Below are 20987 nucleotides of genomic sequence, written 5' to 3' on the forward strand. Positions count from 1 at the left end.
CGCGGGGTGGAGCAGCCCGGTAGCTCGTCAGGCTCATAACCTGAAGGCCGCAGGTTCAAATCCTGCCCCCGCAACCAACGATACCTGCGATACACTCAAGCCCTTCTCACCGAAGGGCTTTTTTGCGTTCTGGCTTTCTTTTACATGGCCTAGAAGAGCGTCCAGAAGCGCCTTCTCCTTCAGGAAGTCAGGGTTCTTCTTGCCACTGGCAAACGTCAGGATCGCCGCGAGGTCGCCGCGCAGCACGATCGCCAGTTCCTCGCCTTCGGAAACCAGCTCGATGCGGCTGACGAGTGAGCGCGGGAGGATGGGGGCAATAATCAACTGAGCGGCATCGCGTAACGCGTTGAGCCTTAGGGTGCCCCGAAGCACCGGACGATCTGCTACGCTTGCCATGCCAAGAGACAAAGCTCGGGGACAATTCCCGCTACGCGTGGGAACTGGGAAATGGAGCTTCCTGCGGCGGGTCGATGTGAAAGGTCCGATTTGTGCCAATGAGACCGAGCAGGCTGTTGAGGCCGCCTTGAGTGGGATCGGCTTTGCCTATTGTCTGGAGCCTTTGGTCCGGAATTACCTGGATACGGGTGCGCTGGAAGCTGTGCTGCCTGACTGGGCTTCGGAAGGTCCGTCGCTGACCATGTATTATCCAAGCAGACGGCAGATTCCACCCGGCTTAGGCCGGTTGATCGATCTTATCCGGGAAGATCAAGGTCTCACGCGACTGGTCGTCGCGGAGGAAGCCGTGTTGCTTTGAGTGCTGATGTTGAATATTCATCAATCTTTCGTTGAGCAATAAACAACAGAATAGCGTTGCCTCGTCTCCCCTTCGAGATCAAATATGCGCCACATCTGTTATGCATGGGGTAGGCGCTGTCGTCCATGCGTGGTCAAACCATTTCATTCATGGAGATGCGTTATGCATTATTCTGCAGCGGCTGATCGCTACCAGTCAGATATGATCTATCGCCGTACCGGCCGGAGCGGCATTGATTTGCCAGCCATATCGCTTGGCCTCTGGCACAATTTCGGTGGCCGGGATGTCTATGAAAATGGTCGCGCGATTCTCCGTCGCGCCTTCGACCTGGGCGTGACCCACTTTGATCTGGCCAATAATTATGGGCCGCCTGCCGGATCTGCCGAAGAAAATTTCGGTCGCATCATGGCCAGCGATTTTCGGCCCTATCGCGATGAGATGATTATTTCGTCGAAAGCCGGTTGGGACATGTGGCCGGGACCTTATGGCGGAATTGGCGGCAGCCGAAAATATCTGATCGCCAGTCTCGATCAGTCGCTGAAGCGGATGGGGCTTGACTATGTCGACATCTTCTATTCGCACCGTGTCGATGCAACGACGCCTCTGGAAGAGACGATGGGAGCGCTCGCGCATCTGCATCGCCAGGGCAAGGCGCTTTATGTCGGCATTTCGAGCTATTCGCCGGAACTGACGCTGAAGGCGACAGCGATCCTGAAGGAAGAGCGCGTGCCGCTTTTCATTCACCAGCCGAATTACAACATGTTCAACCGCTGGATCGAGAATGGGCTTCTCGATACGCTGGATGAGCTGGGCACTGGCTGCATTGCCTTCTCGCCATTGGCTCAGGGTTTGCTGACATCGCGCTATCTGCACGGTATTCCAGAGGGAGCGCGGGCGAATCAGGGCGGCTCCCTGAAAGCCAGCGCAGAGAATGAAGAACTGCTGGGTCGTATCCGGGCATTGAACGCCATTGCGGAGCGCCGCGGACAGACTTTGGCTCAGATGGCGATTGCCTGGACGCTGCGTGATCCGCGCGTCACATCTTCGCTCATCGGGGCAAGCTCGGTCGCACAGCTTGAAAACTCGTTAGGTGCTCTGAAGGGGCTCGCATTCAGCGATGAGGAACTGACTGAAATTGACCAATATGCGCATGATGGCGGAACCGACTGGTGGAAGAGCTCGACTTCGCTATGATGTGCGAATCTGACGAGCAAAATGATAAAGGGCCGTACGCTTTGCGTGCGGCCTTTTTGTTTGGAATAAGATGCGGCGAAAGCAATTCACGCGGGGAGATGAAATTGCTATAGGCGAGTGGGGTTCATGGCCGGGGCACGACCCTTCGCCAAGTCTGGCCTTCGGGGGAAGTATATTCGAGAAGATGTCGCTGCGGTCGATAAAGGGCAGTTTGAAATATCCGCTGATCCGTGCGGGGCTGGAGGCTATCGCCTTTTCCGGCGCGTCGGCGCTTTTTCCTTCTGCCAGTGGCCGCGGTGTTGTCTTCACGATGCACCATGTCAAACCGGAAGATGCGACAGATCGGTCGGACCCTAACGCCATTCTTTCGATTACGCCGCAAACGCTTGAAATGGCGATAGAGGTCGCGTTGGAAGCGGGCCTCATTCCCGTGCATCTGCATGACTTGCCGAGATTACTTTCCGAGCAAACCGGCACCCGGAAATATGTCGCTTTCACGCTGGATGACGGCTATCGGAACAATGCAGAATTTGCGGCGCCGGTGTTTGCCAGATACAGCATTCCCTACACGATTTTTATCACCACGGGCTTCGTGGAGCGCAAGCGATCCATGTGGTGGCGGACCATCGCAGCTCTGGTGACGGAAACCGACAGTTTCCAGTTCGACTTTGGCGGCGGTACTGTCGATGTCTGCTCGGAAAGCCCTAGCCAGATAACAGCGGCCTTTGCTCGGCTTGTACAGTTCATGCAGTGTTTCGATGAAGACGAGGCAGTAGCTCGTATAGATGCAGCAGCACAGACGGTCGGGATCGACGCTATTTCCCTTGTCGACGAATCGGTGATGAACCCATCGGAGTTGCGTACCCTTGCGCTTGATCCGCTTGTGCATCTCGGAGCGCATACCGTCACCCATGTCAATCTGCGTCGGGTCGATGACAAGAGGCTGGCCAAGGAAATTGCTGAATCGACCGAATCAATGCAGCGCTATGCCGGTTACAGGCCGCGATCCTTCGCCTATCCATACGGATGGAAGGCGGCAGTTGGGGAACGTGAGATCCGGGCCGTTTCAGAAGCTGGTTTCGATGTGGGTGTGACCACCCAGCCCGGTGTGCTGCAGCAAACAGGTGTGATGCCAGCCGCAGCGATTCCGCGTATTTCACTCAACGGCAATTTTCAGAAGAAGCGCTATATAAAGGCGCTTGTTTCAGGCTTGCCGTTCAAGCTGATTTAGCGGCGGTCCGCTTTCCGAAACATTGCCCTGAAACACGAAAGGCCACCTGTCGGCAGCCTTCGTAAAACCTGGATCAAAGAAAAACTGGAGCGGGCGAAGGGATTCGAACCCTCGACCCCAACCTTGGCAAGATTGACGAGACCCTACGCTACACTATCCGAATTCTCTCTATCATACTAAAATAATTATGTAATTTCATTTTTGCATCGCCGTCTGTATCCGTCAAATACGCTTCCATTTCTCTTTTTCCGCTGACAACTTGCTGACAAAGGCCAAGCGGTTATGCTATTGTCAGCAAAATCGTCAACCGCAGTCAGAGAGGAAGCAACATGGCCAAACTCACCAAGCGGGCACTCGAAGCCATGACCCCGCCCGAGAAGGGCAAGCAGGCATTCTTGTGGGACGGCGAACTCCGGGGTTTCGGAGTCCGCATGCTCCCCTCCGGTCTCCAGACGTTCGTGCTGAATTATCGAAACGCGGCCAACAAGGAACGGCGCATTAATCTCGGCCGTTTCGGAGTGATGACCGTTGAGCAGGCTCGCGAAAAGGCCAAGGTCAAGCTCGGCATGATCGCGGACGGAGACGATCCTGCCGATGCCGACAAGGACCCGCATCACCAGCAGACAGTCTCTGCCTTGTGTGACTGGTATCTCGCCGAGGCCGAGGCTGGCCGCATCCTCGGCCGCCGCAATCGGCCGATCAAGAAATCGACGCTCGCCATGGACAAGAGCCGCATCGAAACGCACATCAAGCCGCTCCTCGGCAGTCGCCTCGCGCATACGCTGAAGGTGGCCGATATCGAGGGGATGCAGTCGGATATCGTGGCCGGCAAGACGGCGAAGCCGCGAGGCGGAGGTCGAGGCGGCGTCACGACCGGCGGCCCCGGCGTTGCCTCCCGCGCCGTCGGAACGCTCCAGAGTATCCTTGGTCACGCCGCCCGCCTCGACAAAATCGAAAGCCATCCGAGCCGCGGCGCGCGAAAGCTCGCGGGCAAGAAGAAACAGCGGCGGTTGAGCGTGGCCGAGATCAAGAAACTCGGCGCCGCGATGCGGCACGCGGAACGCAACGGCGAAAGCCCTGTGGCCCTCGCCATCGTCCGCTTCCTGGCGCTCACAGGCTTCCGCATCTCAGAGGGACAAGGCGTGCAACGCCATTGGCTCAACGCCGGGGTCGGCTACGTGGCTTTCCCCGACACCAAGAGCGATGCGCAGATCCGTGCGATCGGCCCTTCCGCCGCGAAGATCGCTGCCAGCCAGCCGGCTCGCGGCAATAATCCGTATGTCTTCCCGTCCGATATTACCGACGGCCATTTCACGTCGGCCAAGGCCTGCCTCTTCAGGCTCTGCGCCAGCGTCGGTATTGAGGGTGTCACGCCGCACACGCTGCGCCACACCTTCGGCAGCGTCGCCGGCGATCTCGGCTTCTCCGAGCTGACGATCAGGGCACTGCTTGGCCATGCTGCTCAAAGCGTGACACAGGGCTATGTCCATATCGATGAGGCCCTGAAGCTCGCCGTCACCCGCACCTGCGAGGAAATCGCCTCCCTCCTGGATGAAGAGGACAAAGCCGTGTTTCCCGAACAGGTAGAAAGGCAGGCGGCGTGATGGCGCAGAGCACGGACCCGCACCTTGCCGGCGACGGCTCCCGTCGCCGGTCCCGCAAGGTGTGTTCGATTTCAGTTATTGCAGTTGATGACGTATATCCCTATATTGGCAGGCAAGGAGAACATGCCATGGCCAGCCAAGTCGTCCAGTTTGCCGGCCTTTCGGACCGGGATCGCAAGAATGTAACGCACCTGCCGAAACTCGGCGAGGGCGATCATGTCGAACTGTATGTCCGCCGCCGGGACGGTGCGGAGCAGACGGTTTCACTGCCGCCGGCCGCCGCCAATGCCATAGAAACCCTGCTTTCGTGGCTGCTCAGCGGCGAACGGGTGGCGGTCATTGCCGAGAATCAGGAACTGAGCCCGACCGAAGCCTCGACCATTCTCGGCATCTCTCGTCCGCTTGTCGTCCATCGCATGGACATCGGCGACCTGCCGTTCCGCTACGTCGGAAAGCATCGCCGCGCCTCGCTCAAGGACGTGCTGGCGCTGAAGGCGCAGCTCGACGTCCAGCGCAAGGCCATGCAGGATCTGGCGGCTGACGCCGAGGACCTCCATCTGCGCTATGGCATTTAGTCTCTCCGTCGCAGTCTGCGATGCCTGCATCCTCTATCCGTTCCATTTGAGAAATATCATCGTCCAGGCCAGCGTCGATCGCCTGTTCCATGCGCGCTGGACCGACACGATCCATGACGAATGGATGCGCAACCTCGTGGCCAAAACGCCGGGCCTCTCGATCGACCGGCTGGAAGCCACCAAGCGCCTCATGGACGTCGCCCTGCCGAGCGCGATGGTCGCCGGATACGAAAGGCATGTTCAGGCCGTCAGTCTCCCCGACCCGGATGATCGTCATGTCGCAGCGGCCGCCATCGAGGCCGGTGCATCGACAATCATCACCTGGAACCTGCGCGATTTTCCGGTCGGCGAGCTGCGCAAGCATGGCCTCATGCGTCAGTCGCCGGATGTTTTCCTTGCCGCTCTCTACGAGCACGTTCCGGAGCAGCTTGTCAGCTCGCTGGCGAATGCGCGGAGCAATCTCAGCCGGTCGCGTGTTTCGGCCACAGACTTCATCGGCATCCTGCGCGACCAGAAGCTCATCAGGCTGGCGGCGCAGATCGAGAAACACGTCGGCGATCTCTAGGGCGGTTTTCTCCGTTCCCTGAAACCCTGATCCACGGTTTTACGTGTTTCCGGCTTTACGCCGAAGACGTCATTCCCCGGCTCGTTGCAATATCCCGGTGCACAGCCAGTCCGATTTCAGAGTGATGGTTCCGCACATATGGCCAAGAAGCCGGTCGAACGACTTGATCCGACACAATCCACGATAAAGAAACTCTTCGCCTATAGCGGAAACCAATGCGCGATCCCCGATTGCCAGGAGCGGCTTGTCGATGCAAGCGGCGCCATGCTGGGCAAGATCGCCATATCTACGCCGCCGAAAAAGGCGGGCCGCGCTTCGATTCCAAGATGAGCAACGAAGACCGCCGCAGCTTCGACAGAGGTGTTCGACGTTACCGACTCGATGAAGAGGTCGAAGGGCTGGCTACCTTCATCGACCGACTGAAGGAGCTTCCCCTTGAAGAGCGCGCCTTCGCCATCAAGCTGACGGAGCGCATGAGGCACGAGACGTCGACAATCTGCCGGCTGAAGATGTGGCGGGCGCATTCAGCCTGGGTAAGACCAAGCTACGTCAGCGTATGAACCTGCTTGAGCATCATTTGCTTGGCGATATCACCGCGGGCCATGGTTACCAGCAATATATCGTGCGTCTGTGGGACCGCGATCCCGGCAGCAATCCCTGGATTGAAATGCTGGAATTCTGCGACAGGACCGGCATCGCCATCGACAGTCTCGTCTCCGATCTTAACTTCGCGCAATATGACGCATGACGGCATCGCCTCGATGCTATCGGCGGCATGGGCTTTGATTCGGAATTGCTGGTCGAGGTTCCAAGGCTGAATTCCGGACTGTCGTTTCCACGAGTTTCCGTATCTTGGGTGGGGGAAAGCTTTCCCCCTGGCCGGCACTGCGTTGCCGGCGCACCCTCTTCAGCGGGGAGACCCCGCAACGCCCCCTTAGAGTGAGAGTGCGGGCCGGGTTTTCCGCGACGGGTTGAGGGCTGGGAGAGAGGCTTCCGGCGCCCGTCGCGGAGAACCGCGATGTCCAGATATGACCGTACCGGATCGGATCGGGCAAACCTTTACGACGAAATCACCAACAAGATCATCGCCGAGCTGGAGGCCGGACGTATTCCCTGGGTGCAGCCCTGGGGCACGTCGGCAGCGAAAGCACCGCTCGGACTGCCGAGAAACGCCAGCACCGGCCGCAGCTACAGCGGCATCAATGTTCTCATCCTCTGGGGTGCCGTCATCGAGCACGGCTTTCCCGCTCAGGGCTGGCTCACTTTCCGCCAGGCCCTTTCCCTTGGCGGAAATGTCCGCAAGGGCGAACGCGGCACGACTGTCGTCTATGCCGACCGCTTCGTCCCCGACGACGAGAAAAAGCGTGCGCGCGACGCCGGCGAGGAAGCCCACGCTATCCCCTTCCTGAAACGCTTCACCGTGTTCAACACGGCGCAATGCGAAGGATTGCCCGAGGAGATCGAGACCATCGTGCCACCTCCGCCGCCCGGCATGATCGAGCCGCGCGTTGAGGCGCTCATTAAGGCGACAGGCATCGACTTCCACATCGGCGGCAATAAGGCTTTCTACATTCCGTCGCTCGATGTGGTGCACGTACCTCCGCCCGCCGCCTATTTCGAGCCGATCAACTGGCACAGAACTGCGCTCCACGAAGTCGGTCACGCGAGCGGCCATCACAGCCGGCTCAATCGGGATTTGTCCGGTTCCTTTGGCTCAAAGCCTTATTTTTTCGAGGAATGTGTGGCCGAAATTTCGAGCGCCTTTTGCTGCGCGGCGATGGGGATCGTCCCGACCGTGAGGCATAGCGACTACATTGGCGCGTGGATCGATACGATGCGCGCAGACAATCGCGTCATCGTCCGCGCAGCCTCGCAAGCCAGCAAGGCGGCCGACTGGATCTTGTCCTTCCTGCCGGAGGACGAGCGGCCCGTCGCCGAACCGGAAACCGCCATCGACAGGAGGGCCGCGTGATGCGCTTCCGTCGCTGGCACAGACCCGAACCCTATGGAGACACGTCGCGCAAACGCGCGGCGTTCCTGCGCAAGCAGCGCCTCGAACGCGAGGCCCTGCCGCTTTTCGCCGACGACATCGCTGCCGGTCAGCACAGCGTAGACGAGGAAATGGCCCGCCGCGCCGTCTGGTGGGACGAGGCCGAACGCGAGCGCCGCAGCCAGCGGGCGGCCTGGTGGCGCAAAGGCCGTGCCCGGCTGTTCGCGTTCCCCGATCCGTTGCGCCACCGCGTCCGCGAGATCTGGCGGACTTGCCCTTATCCGGCGGACCCGGCGAGCTTTACCGATTTTCTCCATCAGATCGCGGTCGGCAAGCTCGATCCCTACAGGCCACCGTGGGTCTTCCATCAGCAGCTCGCAGTGCGGATCACCCGCAACCCGGCAACCTTCGCCGACGCCTTCCGGCAGATCGGCAGGCGCAAGGCCGCTCTTGGGCAGAACGCGACCGAAGCCGACCAACTGTTGTTCTGCGGCAATCTCGGCTCCGGCATCCTTTTTCTCGCCTCACAAGCCCGTCCGATCGATCCGGACGAAAGCCTCCACATCCTCGACGGTCACAGCCTTGGCGGTTCCAATCTCGGCCGGGCCAGTCATTGGGTCGATATCGAGGTGCGCGGCAAATGCTCCGATGCGGATTTCGCGCTGATCGAGCGGCTCGCCCAGGCCAGCGACACGCGGCCCGTCGTCGTCCGGCGCATGGTTCGCGTCACGCCCGAGGTCAGGACGGGAGGCGCGGTATGACCGAACGCTCCCTTCCGTCCGGCCATAATGGCGGGCCTCCGCTCGATGGGCCTGATGCCCGGCAGGATGGCCGATGCAAAAACTGCATCCACTGGCACGCCCCGCCCGAACGCGAGCAGCGGGACTACGAAAATTTTCGGCTCGGCCTTTCGCGCCGGCGCGTCAAACGGCCTTCCGGAACGTGCGACCGCGTGTTGCTCGTCGGCCGGACTTCGACCGTCTTCTCCGCGACGACGGCGGATTTCTGTTGCCGGAATTTCGAGGCGAAGCCACCGATGCCACGGCCTTCAGGTGGCGGTTTCGTCACGATCTGGAAGAACGGCCGGATCGTCTGGCAGGGACCGGAGGAGAAAATCCCGCCGCGCTTCCAGCAGCAGGATCTCGATCTTGACGATCCCGATGAAACTTCGGGGCAAGGCGGCGGCCATGATCGACCGTGAGCAGTTGCGCGCGGCCCTGGCGCGCATGGAAACCAGTCTAGCGGAAACCCGCCGCAACCTCGCCCTTGCCGAGCGTGCGCTCAGCGACCGGGCCGAAGCCGAGACGATCGGCCGGCGTCCGAAGGCGCGATACTATCATCGCCGGATGAGCCGGTGGACCGGCGCCGACGAGGTAGAATACCGGCGCGTTCTCGACGGCTTTCTGCTGGTGTCAGGTCCAGATATGGACCGGCTACGGCTCAGGATCGAGCGGCAGGAGGCGGCGATCGAGGCGCTGCGCCGGAAATACGGTGTCAACGCGCAGCGGCCTGGGTGCTTCGACTGGTGACGCCGAGCCTGCCTCCCGCGCTGTAGAGGGAGAGAGAGGCTGGGGATTTCATGACGGGTTGGTAGGTCGAGAGAGAGTCTCTCGGCTGCCCGTCATGGAGTAACCCACCATGGCAAGAGCTGCCAAGAAAAAGTCCGCACCTGCAATCATTGTCTTCTCGCGGTCGCGCGACATTCCGTTCAATCGCATCCACCTCTCGGCCGACAACGTGCGGGAAGTCGACGTCGAAGCCGGCCTTGACGAACTCACCCAGGACATCGACCGCCGCGAGGACCTCGTGCAGGGTCTCAATGTCCGCGCCATCCTTGATGCTGACGGCAACGAAACCGGCGATTTCGAGACCCCGGCCGGCGGTCGCCGCTACAGGTCCGTCGCGCGGTTGGTCGAGACCGGGCGCTTCCCGGCCGATGGCCTCGTTCCCTGCATCGTCAAGAAGGCCGATGCGAAGACCAGCGCTGTCGACGACTCGCTCGCCGAGAACACCTTCCGGCGCGCGCTCCATCCGCTCGACCAGTTCAAGGCGTTCAAGCGCATGGTCGATGGCGGCATGACCAAGGCAGAAGTCGCCAGCGCCTACTTCACCACCGAGCGCTATGTCGACCAGCGCATGGCGCTCGCCAAGGTCTCGCCGGTGCTGCACGAAGCCTATGCCCAGAACAGCATGACGCTGGCGCAACTGGAGGCGTTCACCGCGAATCCGCATCACGAGCGCCAGGAGCAGGTCTGGGAGGCCCTCCAGCAGTCCCACTACCGCGAGCCCTGGCGCATCCGCAACATACTGACCGAAACCAGCGTTCCGGTTTCCGACAGGCGTGCGGCCTTCGTCGGCATCGACGCCTATATGGCAGCGGGTGGCCCGGTGCTGCCGCGCTACCTCTTCGACGATGAGGAAAACGGCTGGCTCGACGACGTGCCGCTTCTCGACCGGCTGGTTGCCGAGAAGCTGAAGACCATCGCTGACGAGATCTCGGCCGAGGGCTGGAAGTGGATCACGGTCGATATCAATCTTCCCTACGGCCACGATCACGGCCTGCGCTCGCTCGGCTTCACCTTCGCCGATCTCACCGAGGAGGAGCGGGCTGCCCGCCAGGCGCTTCGCGACGAATATGAACGGATCGAGGCCGAGCATGAAGGCGCTGACGAACTGCCCGCCGACATCGACCAGCGCCTCGGCGAGATCGAAAAGCAGCTCGAAGCTTTCGAGCGTCGTCCGGCGATCTACGATCCCGCCGACATCGCCATCGCCGGCGTTTTCGTCAGCATCGACGAGGATGGAACGCTTGCGGTCGATCGCGGCTGGGTCCGTCCGGAGGACGAGCCGGTCGAGAGCGCCGAAGGCGGAACGCCGGAGGCTGAAGCTGGCAGCGATACGGATGGTGCGGCGGCGCCTGATGTTCAGCGCGCCACCATCACCATCGATGGGCAGTCGGCCGAGCCCGAGGAAGAAGAGGACACGATCAAGCCTCTTCCCGAAAAGCTGGTGATCGAGTTGACGGCGCATCGCACCGTGGCACTGAGCGACGCCGTGGCCGCCAATCCGCATGTCGCCATGACGGCGCTGCTGCATCGGCTGGTGCGCGACCGCTTCAAGCAGTCTACCACCGGATCGACCGTGCGAGTCTCGGTCCAGGAAGTGTACTTCCGCGAGCAGGGCATCGACCTCAAGGACAGCCCCTATGCGAAGTCGGTCGCCGAGCGGCACGCGGGATGGAAGGCGGATCTTCCGACCGACGCCGATGCGCTGTGGGATTGGCTCCATGCGCTCGATGATACCAGCCGCATGGCGCTGCTGGCGCATTGCGTCTCGTTCGGCATCAACGCGCTCTATGAGCGGCCGAACCCCTTCAGCGGGACCGGCATAACGGAACAGGGTCTTCAGACCCGCATGGCGGAAGCCGACCGCCTTGCCCGCGTCACCGGCCTAGACATGGCGGAGGCAGGTTTCCGGCCGACGGCCGTCAACTATCTCGGCCGCGTCCCCAAAATCCGCATTCTCGAAGCCGTGCGCGAAGGTGCCGGTGATCGGATGGCCGACCTGATTGCCGACATGAAAAAGGCCAAAATGGTCGAGGAGGCCGAGCGCCTGCTGGCGGATACCGGCTGGCTGCCGGAGCCGCTGCGTCTTGCCGGTTCCGATGCCGATCAGGCCGTGGAACCATCGGCAGACGGCGATGGCGGTGACGAAGCGGCGCTGCCCGATTTCCTCGCAGGCGATGACGACGAGGATGCCGCGGACGACGGCGCCAGCAGTGAGGAACCCGAACATCTGGTGGCTGCCGAATAGGTCGCATCGGCGGGGTGACTCAGGTCGCCCCGCTGTCTTCCCTCCCTTGTTTCACAGCCCGGTCCCATGCCGGGCTTTTTTGTTTTGGAGAATAACGATGAAAATTCATGCCACTCTCGAATTCGACCTGGAGGACGAAAGCGGCGTCCTGATTGACGAGCGAAAGGAATATGTCTGGGCCGCAGAGGCCACCGACGATGCCATTCGTTCGCGGCTGATGGGCGCCGGATTCCTGTCCGACGACACGATGATCGGCAGCTATACGCTCGATGTCGTCGTCATCGACGGCTTCGTCGATTACGGCACGGAGGCCGGTCAGGAGGCGGTCCCGGATAGTGCCGCTCTCGCCTCCGAGGAATTCGACGGCCTGATCGACGATGCCACCCACGCGGTCAACAATCTCATCCCCGACCATGCGCTCTCCCGTCTGTCGGACGGCGAGCGCACGGCACTTCTGCACGCGATCAACGACGCGCTGACGCCGGTTCTCGGTCAGTACATTCCGATAAATCCATAAACCGCGCGGCGCTTTGAGCACATACCTTCCCGATCAACCCGGCCCGGCCATCGCGCCGGGCTTTTTCGTTTCTGGAGAAACCTCATGGCCATCCCCGACCATGCCCGCACGAACTTCAACACCCTGCTTCGCGCCGCCGGCGACGGCAATCTCGCACTCATGGAGTGCCTGGATGCCGTCACCCGCGAGCGTCGCTATGTCGTCTGCGCCGTAGGCCGCGCGGATGACGGCGATATCGTCATGACGCCGTTCGGCCATCTCGCCGACGGCAATCCTTACGATCTCTATCTGCCGCCCGATCCCGACGATCCGGCCGGTTTCATCGAGAACCCCGAAGACGGAGGTGCATCATGACGACGATCGACGAGATCTTCGCCGACGATCGCGGCAATCCTCCCGCGGAGCGTTCGCTTCCGTGGGAGGAGACGCATGGCACCGTCACCGTTGTCGTCGAGCCGAAGCCGCACTGGGCATCCGACATGAGGGCCTTCCGGCGCACGGAACAGACCTACTGCTATTATGCCGACTGGACCGAGAATGGTCGACGCGCGCGGTTCTATGGGCATATCGACACGTCCGGTGACGGACGTGATGATGAAGGCACGGACCATGCTCACGCGCGAGATCGCGGACGAACTTTGGGACTGAGAGGAAGAGTGCTTGCGGGGCCGGGATGGGTTCGGACGGGCAAAGAGAGAGCGCCGTCCGGTCCTGTCCTTTTCCGCTCTCCGGAGAACCAGTTCCATGTCTACGCAAGTCGCTACTTCTCATTTTGCAACCCTCGTTCCGGATCATCGCCGCGGGAAGTTCCTGCCGACGCTGTTCGGGCATCGGCTCTTCATCGTCGCCGAGGCCGCGGTCTATACGATCATGGAGCGGCTCAGCCCCGACGACTATCGCGGCGGCTTCTGGAATTTCTACGAGCATCATGATCAGCCGCTGTTCCTCGCACCGACGTCCAGGCCACGTTACCGGATCGAAAGCGGCCTCACGGAGTTTCGTGGCGAGGTCTCGGCGGAGGCCGCCGGCATCATCGCCACGATGTTCACGCTTTCGCATCTCACCTTCCAATACGAATCCGACCTACTGGTGGAAAGCTTCCACCGCCTTCGCGACAATCTGGACGGCCATCCCGAGGCGTCCGAGATATTCCAGGCCATCGATTGAATCTCAAAAAGCGTCCTGCCGATCGGTGGGGCGCTTTTTTCATGCCGGCCACGGCCGCAATGCGAGAGCGATGAGAGGGAGAGTAGGGCCGGTTTGGCCGTGGCGGGATGAGGGTCGGGAGAGAGGCTTCCGCCGCCCGTCGCGGAGATATCGTGATGAACAGTTTCACCTTTGCGAATGCCGGCGTTCCAGTTTCGCGCGCCGTTGCCGCTCTGTTGGCCTCCCGGAAATTTCCCCTGCGCGTCACCTGCCTCGGAGAAATTGAGTATCCGGAAGACGATCCAATCTACGGTTCCTATTCCACGGTTACCACGATCGAACTGGCGCAATGCGGCTCGCTCGATGAGGCGATCGCCTTCGTCGAAGGGATTGCCCGACAGAGCCGTATCGTCACCGGCGACGACGATGCCATCGGTTTCCAGCCCCGGCTGTTTGTTGTCGTTGACGGTGAGCACCGGCAAGTGCTTGCCGGCGAGCCGTGGCAGCGCGGCATCCGATGGTGCGATCCCGTCGCCTCCGACGGCGAGGCCCGCCTTGTCGTGGCAAAGGCGAGCAAGCTGCGCGGCGAAGCCTCCCTGGAGGCCGGATGGGACAATCACAGCACCGCCCGCGTGCTTCGTTTCCGCGCCAGCGTCCTCGAAGGCCGCCTGGTTCATCCTGATTGGCGGCAGACCGTCCGGGCAGCGCTGTTCCAGGCTGCCTGACCCCGATGCCCCACCACATTCCCCGATCCAGCCCGGCCCCCGCGCCGGGCGCTTTCATTTGAGGAGTCCCCCATGCCGAAATTTGTTGTCACCGCACGCCATGATGCCCTGGTCTATTACGAAACCGTCGTCGAGGCTGCGACGCCGGAGCAGGCGCGAAGCCTCGCCAACAGCTTCATGTATGAAGGCGAATGGTTCGCTACCGGCTCTGTGTCGGAATATGACGACTTCGAAATCGACGCGGACGACGGCGTTCGCCTGCTCGAAGATGACGAGACCATCGAAGCGTTCCTGACCGTCGCGGTCACGGCCCAGGAGCGCGATGCCGTACTGGCTGGTCTCCGGCTTCTTCAGATCGCCCTTGCGCGGGGCGACATCGATCCGCCGCTCGGGAGCATCCTCACCAATGACGGCGCTCACGCCGGCCTTGATCTGACTCGGATCGACGCCCTGTGCGAAGGCATCAACTGTAGGGGGCTCAAATGTACGCCACCTATCTGAGGCTCGACATCATGGTCTGGGACAGCAACCGGGCCGTCATCCGCGCCGCGCGCCGCGATCCGGCGAAGCGGGAAGCCCGCAAGCGCTTCTATCGCGAAATGCTCCGGCATCACGCCGACGCGCAGCGGCTCGTGGCCCACTTCCGCCTCTGACATAGCCGCAAGCATCCCCTCAACCTCGCCCGGCCATCGCGCCGGGCATTTGCGTTTCAGGAGCCTGACATGGCCAACTACTTCACTCATTTCTCCTGCCTGCTCGACGTCGGCACGCCCGACAATGCCGCCCGCGCGCTCGACCTTTACAACAAGCTCTCCGAGGAAGGCGCCTCGGAGGAACCGCCTTCCGAGGGCTTCCTTCTCTCGATCCAGCCCGAACATGGTGGCACTCAGCTCTGGATGCACGATGACGTCACCGGCGATCCCGAGCGTCTGATCCAGTTCGTGAAGATCTGCGCGGCCGAGTTCGGCCTGACAGGTCGTTGGGGTTTCCAGTACGCCAACACCTGCTCACGCCCGCGGATCGATGGTTTCGGCGGCGGGGCGCACGTCCTTGATCTCGCCACCGGCGAGACCGTCGCATGGACCTATACCGATGGTTGGCCCGCCCAGGTTCTCGATGAAGGTGATCCTGATGCCTGAGATCATCGAAACCCACGTCTATCGGCTGAGCGTCCCACCCAACGGTCGGGTGCTCTTGTCATGGCAGCCTCGGCTATTTCCACCTCGTAGTCGGGCGTCTTTCCTCGGGACGGAGAGGGAGAGGGTTGCCGGGACGGGTTTGAGCCTGTGCGGTCGAGAGAGAGCGCTGCGCGGCTCAATCCTGTTCTGCTCTCCCGAGGTCGTTCCCATGAACATGATTTCCGCATCTGCGGCGGCTCCTGCTTCCGCGTCACTCCCGCTTGCTTCCGACACCGACACGGCCGCTTCCGTCTTCGCGGCCGCCGATCTTCTTCTTCCCCATCTCGAGCGCGGCCAGCGTGTCGATGCCGCTACGCTGCGCGCCGCAATGGAAACCGCTTTCGGAGCTTCCGATGCGGCCGGCGCCTGGGACTGGAAAACCGGCTATGACGCCTGCGAGGCCGCAACCGTCCTCTTCCTGCGCAAATACGGAAAGGCGCTTTTCCGTAAAGCCGGTTCTCCGGCTGCACGACTTTCCGCCCTGTCGAAAATCGCCAGCCTCCTGCCGACCCACACACGGCGATCCGAAGAGGCACAGACCTTCCAGCAATTCTCGACGCCGGTTCCGCTCGGCCTGGTGGCCGCGACGGCAGCGGCGATCACGCCCGCCGATCGTGTGCTGGAACCTTCGGCCGGCACCGGGCTGCTCGCCATTCTCGCCGAGATCGCCGGAGGCGCGCTTGTGCTCAACGAGCTGGCCGAGCTGCGCGCCGGCCTGCTTTCTTCCCTGTTTCCGGCCGTTTCCGTCACCCGCTTCGATGCTGCCCAGATCGACGATCATCTCGATCCCGGTCTGGTTCCTTCCATCGTGCTGATGAACCCACCATTTTCTGCCATGGCCAATGTTGAGGGTCGCATGGCCGACGCCGCCTATCGCCACGTCGCCTCGGCGCTGGCGCGTCTTGCACCCGGCGGACGACTGGTGACGATCACCGGCGCGAACTTCGCGCCTGACAATGTTGCCTGGACTCCTGCCTTTACCCGGCTGCAGGAGCGGGGTCGCGTCGTCTTCTCCGCCGCGATCGACGGCTCGGTCTATGCCAAGCACGGCACGACGATCCCGACACGGATCACCGTCATCGACAAGCTGCCCGCCGATGATCCGGCTCTCTTTCCGGCCGCTCCCGGTGTCGCGCCGGATGTTGCTACGCTGATGGGCTGGCTCGACACGCATCTGCCTGTGCGCCTGCCTGTCGATCCGTCCGTCGCGGTCCCTGTGGTCACCGCGCCCGCGCCCCGCACCGTGCGCGGCTATCTGAACCGTGCCGCTGCCGCAAGGCCGGCTCCTTCCGCGCCGCTGGCCGAGCCCGAAGCCGTGGCGCTCGAATACGAGACCGTCGACTGGCAGGCGGCCGAGGATGGCCGTATCTCCGACGCCATCTACGAGGAATACGGACTTCAGGTTATCCGTATTCCCGGCTCTACGGCGCATCCGACCAAGCTCGTGCAATCGGTGGCGATGGCGAGTGTTGCGCCGCCGAAGCCAAGCTACCGGCCACACTTACCGACCAACATTCACGGCCTGCTCTCCGACGCACAACTCGAAACCCTGATCTATGCCGGCGAGGCCCATTCCGACTATCTCGCCGGTTCGTGGACGGTGGACGAGACCTTCGATCTCGTCAGCGCGGCACCCGAAGACGCGAAGAATGCCGTGCGTTTCCGGCGTGGCTTCATGATCGGTGATGGCACTGGCGTCGGCAAGGGCCGTGAATCCGCGAGCATCATCCTCGACAACTGGATGCAGGGCCGCCGCAAGGCGGTGTGGATCTCCAAATCCGACAAGTTGATCGAAGACGCGCAAAGGGACTGGAGCGCGCTCGGTATGGAGCGCCTGCTGGTGACGCCGCTATCGCGCTTCCCGCAGGGCAAGCCGATCACGCTGCCGGAAGGCGTCCTATTTACGACCTATGCCACGCTACGCTCCGACGACCGTGGGACAAGGGTTTCGCGCGTCAAACAGATCGTCGAATGGTTGGGAAAGGACTTTGACGGAGCCATTATTTTCGACGAGGCGCACGAGATGCAAAACGCCGGTGGCGGCAAAGGAGAGCGCGGCGACGTTGCCGCATCGCAGCAGGGCCGCGCCGGCCTGCGTCTCCAGCATGCGCTTCCGAACGCCCGCGTCACCTACGTTTCCGCGACCGGCGCCACCACGGTCCACAATCTCGCCTACGCCCAGCGGCTCGGCCTCTGGGGCGGCGAGGATTTTCCCTTCGCCAACCGTGCCGAATTCGTCACCGCGATCGAAGACGGCGGTGTTGCGGCGATGGAGGTTCTCGCCCGCGACCTTCGTGCGCTCGGCCTCTACACCGCCCGCTCGCTCTCCTTCGACGGTGTGGAATACGAACTGGTCGAGCATGAACTGACGCAGGAGCAGCGGCGCATCTACGACGCCTATGCCGGCGCGTTCCAAATCATTCACAATAATCTGGACGCCGCGATGCAGGTCGCCAATATCACCGGCGACACGGGCACGTTGAACAAGCAGGCGAAATCCGCCGCCCGCAGCGCTTTCGAGTCGGCCAAGCAGAGGTTTTTCGGGCATTTGCTGACGTCGATGAAATCGCCGACGCTGATCCGTTCGATCACCAGCGATCTGGAGCAGGGCCATTCGGCCGTTGTCCAGATCGTCTCGACCGGTGAGGCGCTCATGGAGCGCAGGCTGGCAGACCTGCCGACCGAAGAATGGAACGACGTCCGCGTGGACATTACGCCGCGCGAGTATGTCCTTGATTACCTTTCACATTCCTTCCCGGTGCAGCTCTATGAGCCGTTCACCGACTCGGAAGGCAACCTGTCGTCACGGCCGGTCTATCGGGACGGCCAGCCGGTCGAGAGCCGCGAGGCGGTCGCCCGCCGCGATGCCCTGATCGAGAAGCTCGCCAGCCTGCCGCCGGTTCCCGGCGCCCTCGACCAGCTTGTCCAGCATTTCGGGACCGACATGGTGGCCGAGGTGACGGGCCGCTCCCGCCGCATCGTCAGGAAACGCAGTTCCGGTGGTATCGATCGTCTCGTGGTCGAAAGCCGAGCGGCTTCCGCCAATCTGTCCGAGACGCAAGCCTTCATGGACGATGACAAGCGTGCGCTCGTCTTCTCCGACGCCGGCGGCACGGGCAGGTCCTATCACGCCGAGCTTTCGGCGAAGAACACGCGGCTGCGCGTCCACTACCTGCTCGAACCCGGCTGGAAGGCAGACAAGGCGATTCAGGGGCTCGGCCGCACCCATCGCACCAACCAGGCACAGCCGCCGCTCTTCCGGCCGATCGCCACCAACGTTAAGGCCGAGAAGCGGTTCCTCTCGACCATTGCTCGCCGTCTCGACACGCTGGGCGCGATCACGCGCGGCCAGCGCCAGACCGGCGGCCAGGGCCTGTTCCGCCCCGAGGACAATCTGGAGAGCGTTTATGCTCGCGACGCGCTGCGCCAGCTCTATCTCCTGCTGGTCCGCGGCAAGGTCGAGGGATGCAGCCTCGATCGTTTCGAAAGCGCCACCGGCCTGAAGCTGATGGATTCGACAGGCATCAAGGACGATCTGCCGCCGATCACGACCTTTCTCAATCGCCTGCTGGCGCTGACGATCGAGCTTCAGGGCATCCTCTTCACCGCGTTCGAGCAGCTTCTCGCGGCCAAGATCGAAGGGGCGGTCGCCAGCGGCACCTATGATGTCGGGCTGGAAACGCTGACGGCCGAGAGCTTCGTCGTCACCGACCGGAAGACCATCTATGTCCATCCGGGCACCGGTGCCGAAACCCGCCTTCTGACCATCACCGAGCGCAAGCGCAACCGGCCGGTCACGCTGACCGAAGCCCTTGGCCATCTGGACGATCCGCGCGCCATGCTGCTGATCAACGAGCGGTCGGGCCGCGCCGCGGTGCAGATCCCAATCACGAGCGTCATGCTCGACGATGGCGAGATCGAACGGCGTGTCCGCCTGATCCGGCCGATGGAAGGGCATAACATCCCGGTGAAGCTGATGGCCGAGACCTATTGGCTCGAAGCCGACCATGATGCCTTTGCCGCGGCCTGGGACGCCGAGCTGGCCGAGGTGCCGGAGTTCACCGACGGCACCATCCATGTCGTCGCCGGCCTGTTGCTACCGATCTGGAAGCGGCTGCCACAGGAATCCACCCGCGTCTATCGTCTTCAGACCGACGAAGGTGAGCGCATCATCGGTCGCCGTGTCTCGCCGGCCTGGGCCGCAACAGCGACCACGACCGGCACGACGTCGCTAACGCCCGACGAAGCCTTCACGGCGCTGATGGACGGACGCACCATCCTCGATCTCGCCGAGGGTCTCCAGCTTCGCCGTGTCCGTGTCATGGGCGCCAACCGCATCGAGCTTTCCGGCTTCGACGACACCATGCGCGAGCGCCTGACGGCCTACGGCTTGTTCCACGAGATTATCTCGTGGAAGCTCAGGATGTTCGTGCCTGTCGATGCCAACGGGCCGGTCGTTCTCGCCAAGCTCCTCGACCGCTGGCCGGTCGAGCGCATCGGCGAGCGGGAGGCTGCGTGATGGCCCGTCACGGTGCTTCCGATCTGGCAATCCGTCTCGGCAGGCAGGCCGAGGCGGTCTGCCGCGAATATCTGTCCTCCGGCCGTCGCTCCGGCAATTACTGGCTGGTCGGGGACGTCCAGAACAGCCCCGGCCGCTCCCTCTATGTCCGTCTGAAGGACACAGCCAAAGGCCCGGCCGGCAAATGGACCGACGGCGCGACGGGCGAGCATGGCGATCTCCTCGACGTCATCCGCGAGGCGCTCGGCCTCATCGACTTCAAGGACGTAGCCGAGGAAGCGCGCCGGTTCCTCTCGCTGCCCCATCCCGAACCTTCGAGGCCGAGAACGCCGACCGGAATGACTTCAAACATTGTCATCGGTTCGCCTGAAGCGTCCCGGCGGCTCTTCGCCATGTCGCAGCCGATCGGCGGCACCCTTGCGGAAATCTACCTCAGAAGCAGGGCGATCACGTCGCTCGTCGGTGGCTCCGCGCTGCGCTACCATCCGCGGTGCTATTACAGGCCCGATGAGCATTCGCCCACGGAGATCTGGCCGGCGATTGTCGCGTCCGTGACCGATCTCGACGGCAAGCAGACCGGCGCTCACCGCACCTGGCTTTCCCCGGACGGTTCGGGCAAGGCGCCTGTCGAGACACCGAGGCGGGCGATGGGTGACCTTCTCGGGCACGGCGTCCGCTTCGGCGTTGCCGGTGAGGTGCTCGCGGCCGGCGAGGGCATCGAAACCGTGCTGTCGCCCCGTCAGGTCTTGCCCCACATGCCGATGCTGGCGGCGCTTTCGGCGGCACATCTCGCTGCCATCCTGTTCCCGGCGACACTGCGCAGGCTCTATGTCCTCAGAGATCGCGATCCGGCAGGCGATAGCGCGAGAGACAGCCTGATCGACAGAGCAGCGAGCGTCGGCATCCAGGCGATCCCGGTGTCGCCGGTCGGCGAGGACTTCAACGACGATCTGCGCTGGCGCGGCGTCGACGCCCTTCGGGCGGCTCTGAAGGACCAGCTTCACCCCGAAGACGTTAGCCGATTCATGGAGGGATGAGGACATCGGCGGGGGATGAGGTGCGGAAGGGCATCTCCACCTGCCGCCTCCATTCATCATCGGAAGCATCCTTCTCGTGTCGGAGAGAGCGGCGCCCACGGCCTTCTGAGAGGACGATCGGCTCACAAGCTGGCCGGCC

General features: G+C 62.4%; 22 protein-coding genes and 1 tRNA gene. 22 read left to right on the forward strand and 1 reads right to left on the reverse strand.

Annotation, left to right across the window (positions count from 1 at the left end):
* The 7 genes from JNC70_RS17610 to JNC70_RS17640 all read left to right on the forward strand — a co-directional run bounded on the left by JNC70_RS17610 (position 1) and on the right by JNC70_RS17640 (position 5923).
* Positions 1-77: transfer RNA gene (locus JNC70_RS17610), tRNA-Met, on the forward strand.
* Between the two features lie 395 nt (positions 78-472).
* Positions 473-754 carry a LysR substrate-binding domain-containing protein gene (locus tag JNC70_RS17615; RefSeq protein ID WP_167394013.1) on the forward strand — a complete coding sequence of 94 codons (282 nt, stop codon included), beginning with the start codon at positions 473-475 and terminating at the stop codon, positions 752-754.
* Positions 755-916: 162 nt separating this feature from the next.
* Positions 917-1948, forward strand: a complete 1032-nt coding sequence (mgrA, locus tag JNC70_RS17620) for an L-glyceraldehyde 3-phosphate reductase (RefSeq protein ID WP_104754198.1) — start codon at positions 917-919, stop codon at positions 1946-1948.
* Between the two features lie 184 nt (positions 1949-2132).
* Complete coding sequence (locus JNC70_RS17625; RefSeq protein WP_104754199.1) at positions 2133-3179, forward strand: polysaccharide deacetylase family protein; 1047 nt, start codon at positions 2133-2135, stop codon at positions 3177-3179.
* Positions 3180-3508: 329 nt separating this feature from the next.
* Entirely contained in the window at positions 3509-4783 is a 1275-nt protein-coding gene (locus JNC70_RS17630; protein WP_097143145.1) for a site-specific integrase, read from the forward strand.
* Positions 4783-5358 carry a MerR family transcriptional regulator gene (locus tag JNC70_RS17635; RefSeq protein ID WP_374788766.1) on the forward strand — a complete coding sequence of 192 codons (576 nt, stop codon included), beginning with the start codon at positions 4783-4785 and terminating at the stop codon, positions 5356-5358. Before JNC70_RS17630 ends, JNC70_RS17635 begins: the two co-directional genes overlap by 1 nt.
* A complete protein-coding gene (locus JNC70_RS17640) occupies positions 5348-5923 on the forward strand; it encodes a PIN domain-containing protein (RefSeq protein ID WP_097143147.1) in 576 nt (191 codons plus the stop codon). The genes JNC70_RS17635 and JNC70_RS17640 overlap by 11 nt, the downstream gene beginning before the upstream one ends.
* A gap of 200 nt (positions 5924-6123) precedes the next feature.
* Here the strand turns inward: JNC70_RS17640 and JNC70_RS17645 are convergent, their stop codons facing one another.
* A complete protein-coding gene (locus JNC70_RS17645) occupies positions 6124-6405 on the reverse strand; it encodes a hypothetical protein (protein ID WP_256886283.1) in 282 nt (93 codons plus the stop codon).
* 29 nt (positions 6406-6434) lie between these two features.
* Between JNC70_RS17645 and JNC70_RS17650 the strand changes: the two genes are divergently transcribed.
* The 15 genes from JNC70_RS17650 to JNC70_RS17720 all read left to right on the forward strand — a co-directional run bounded on the left by JNC70_RS17650 (position 6435) and on the right by JNC70_RS17720 (position 20848).
* Complete coding sequence (locus JNC70_RS17650) at positions 6435-6671, forward strand: hypothetical protein (protein ID WP_256886282.1); 237 nt, start codon at positions 6435-6437, stop codon at positions 6669-6671.
* 270 nt (positions 6672-6941) lie between these two features.
* Positions 6942-7895, forward strand: coding sequence for an ArdC family protein (locus JNC70_RS17655; protein WP_374788767.1), 954 nt, complete (start codon positions 6942-6944; stop codon positions 7893-7895).
* Positions 7895-8674, forward strand: a complete 780-nt coding sequence (locus JNC70_RS17660) for a hypothetical protein (protein ID WP_374788789.1) — start codon at positions 7895-7897, stop codon at positions 8672-8674. The genes JNC70_RS17655 and JNC70_RS17660 overlap by 1 nt, the downstream gene beginning before the upstream one ends.
* On the forward strand, positions 8671-9114 hold the full coding sequence (locus JNC70_RS17665) for a hypothetical protein (RefSeq protein ID WP_097143182.1): 444 nt from the start codon (positions 8671-8673) through the stop codon (positions 9112-9114). The genes JNC70_RS17660 and JNC70_RS17665 overlap by 4 nt, the downstream gene beginning before the upstream one ends.
* Positions 9101-9442, forward strand: a complete 342-nt coding sequence (locus JNC70_RS17670; protein ID WP_097143181.1) for a hypothetical protein — start codon at positions 9101-9103, stop codon at positions 9440-9442. Before JNC70_RS17665 ends, JNC70_RS17670 begins: the two co-directional genes overlap by 14 nt.
* Positions 9443-9551: 109 nt before the next feature.
* Positions 9552-11726 (forward strand): ParB/RepB/Spo0J family partition protein, encoded by a 2175-nt coding sequence (locus tag JNC70_RS17675; protein ID WP_097143180.1) that lies wholly within the window; start codon positions 9552-9554, stop codon positions 11724-11726.
* A 97-nt stretch (positions 11727-11823) separates the two neighbouring features.
* Positions 11824-12243: a hypothetical protein gene (locus JNC70_RS17680; RefSeq protein ID WP_374788768.1), complete on the forward strand. Its 420-nt coding sequence runs from the start codon at positions 11824-11826 to the stop codon at positions 12241-12243.
* 84 nt (positions 12244-12327) lie between these two features.
* The gene (locus tag JNC70_RS17685; RefSeq protein ID WP_097143178.1) at positions 12328-12597 is read left to right on the forward strand and encodes a DUF6117 family protein; all 270 of its coding nucleotides are present in this window, start codon (positions 12328-12330) and stop codon (positions 12595-12597) included.
* Positions 12598-12987: 390 nt separating this feature from the next.
* A complete protein-coding gene (locus tag JNC70_RS17690) occupies positions 12988-13410 on the forward strand; it encodes an antirestriction protein (protein ID WP_097143177.1) in 423 nt (140 codons plus the stop codon).
* 155 nt (positions 13411-13565) lie between these two features.
* Complete coding sequence (locus tag JNC70_RS17695; protein WP_097143176.1) at positions 13566-14114, forward strand: hypothetical protein; 549 nt, start codon at positions 13566-13568, stop codon at positions 14112-14114.
* A gap of 72 nt (positions 14115-14186) precedes the next feature.
* Complete coding sequence (locus JNC70_RS17700) at positions 14187-14615, forward strand: hypothetical protein (protein ID WP_374788769.1); 429 nt, start codon at positions 14187-14189, stop codon at positions 14613-14615.
* On the forward strand, positions 14597-14767 hold the full coding sequence (locus tag JNC70_RS17705) for a hypothetical protein (RefSeq protein ID WP_185758012.1): 171 nt from the start codon (positions 14597-14599) through the stop codon (positions 14765-14767). The genes JNC70_RS17700 and JNC70_RS17705 overlap by 19 nt, the downstream gene beginning before the upstream one ends.
* Positions 14768-14836: 69 nt before the next feature.
* Positions 14837-15253 carry a hypothetical protein gene (locus JNC70_RS17710; protein WP_125301541.1) on the forward strand — a complete coding sequence of 139 codons (417 nt, stop codon included), beginning with the start codon at positions 14837-14839 and terminating at the stop codon, positions 15251-15253.
* 208 nt (positions 15254-15461) lie between these two features.
* A complete protein-coding gene (locus JNC70_RS17715) occupies positions 15462-19811 on the forward strand; it encodes a strawberry notch-like NTP hydrolase domain-containing protein (RefSeq protein WP_374788770.1) in 4350 nt (1449 codons plus the stop codon).
* Complete coding sequence (locus JNC70_RS17720; protein WP_313533756.1) at positions 19811-20848, forward strand: DUF7146 domain-containing protein; 1038 nt, start codon at positions 19811-19813, stop codon at positions 20846-20848. The genes JNC70_RS17715 and JNC70_RS17720 overlap by 1 nt, the downstream gene beginning before the upstream one ends.
* Positions 20849-20987: the final 139 nt, after the last annotated feature.

Origin of the sequence: Brucella oryzae (genome assembly GCF_041929965.1) — a bacterium.
GTDB lineage: Bacteria > Pseudomonadota > Alphaproteobacteria > Rhizobiales > Rhizobiaceae > Brucella > Brucella oryzae.